This is a genomic window from Rhodoferax sp. ZS1R8 (genome assembly GCF_056521325.1).
The window spans coordinates 1-1,080 of the sequence record NZ_JBWMBA010000175.1 but is presented as its reverse complement, the minus strand read 5'-3'; the positions used below and the strand labels follow the sequence as shown (position 1 = coordinate 1,080).

General features: G+C 62.2%; 1 protein-coding gene and 1 pseudogene. Both read right to left on the bottom strand.

The features are described 5' to 3' along the window. Positions 1 to 378, bottom strand: a pseudogene (locus AC097P_RS24780) (hypothetical protein); the annotation flags it as partial. Positions 379 to 533: 155 nt separating this feature from the next. Beyond that, on the bottom strand, positions 534 to 1,080 hold a 547-nt coding region (locus AC097P_RS24775), incomplete at its 5' end, for an SIS domain-containing protein (protein WP_479613070.1).

Here is a 1,080-nt window from a genome sequence, read left to right as displayed (position 1 = left end):
GCGCACCTGCATATCAATCAGGCCGACTTCCGCCGCTTTGGAATCATCGCAAAACAATTGCAGGTAAATATCAGAACGCCGGGTGGCGGTACCGTGCCACACCGCGCCGCCAATATGTGGGCGAAAGTGCTCTAGCCTATCCATCCACTCCAGCGCCAGCGCGCGCAGGGCCTGCAACTCGGCAGGCTGCGTGTCAGCGCAGAAGATGGAAATATATTCTCCTACCGCCATATCCAACTGGGGGTTGTGCGGCAACGCGGTTCGCGCAGGCAAGCCCATCTGTTTGATGGCACGGCGCTTGGCAGCCCCGTATTCCAGGCCTTCTTCCACGACCATCCGCGCGGCAACTGCGGCCACTTCTTCTTTCAATGCATCCATGGCCGCATTGTGCCCCCGGATGTTTGCCCCGCGCCACAGGACAGTCTTTGGTCGCTTCAAAATTGATAGCGGGTTAGGAAGTCTGCACGGGGGCTAGAGGCATAAAACGCTTACAAGCCATCGCCAGAAGGCCATAAAACCCCATTCTGGGGCTTTTAACGGCTATGCGAGGTCAAGTGCGCCAGCGGCCCCGCTGCACTGACACCCGGCCCCTTGCGCCGCGCGCTGGGGGCGGGCTGGCCGCCGGGGGCAACCTCGTCCAGGCCCATGGTGGCATCACTGCCCATGGCAGGCACGCTAGCGCCGCGGTGCAGCGTGACACCCACCACCAAAATATCCACCATCAGCAGGTGCAGGATGCGGCTGATCATGGGCACCTGGGTGGCGATGTCTTCCACGTGGTCAACGATCAGCGCCAGGTCAGCCTTGCGGGCTAGCGGCGACTGGCTCTCGGTGATGGCAATCACCTTGGCGCCACGCGCCTGGGCGGTCTCGGCCACGGTCAATAGTTCGGCAATGCGGCCGCTGCTGCTGATGATCAGCACCACATCGTCGCTGCGCAGCAGACTGGCCGACAGAGTTTGCAAGCGCGGGTCGGTGTAGGCCACGGCGGACACACCCACGCGCAAAAACTTGAACTGCGCATCGCTGGCCACGGCACCGTAATGGCCTACGGCGTAGATCTCCAGTCGACTCGACCCG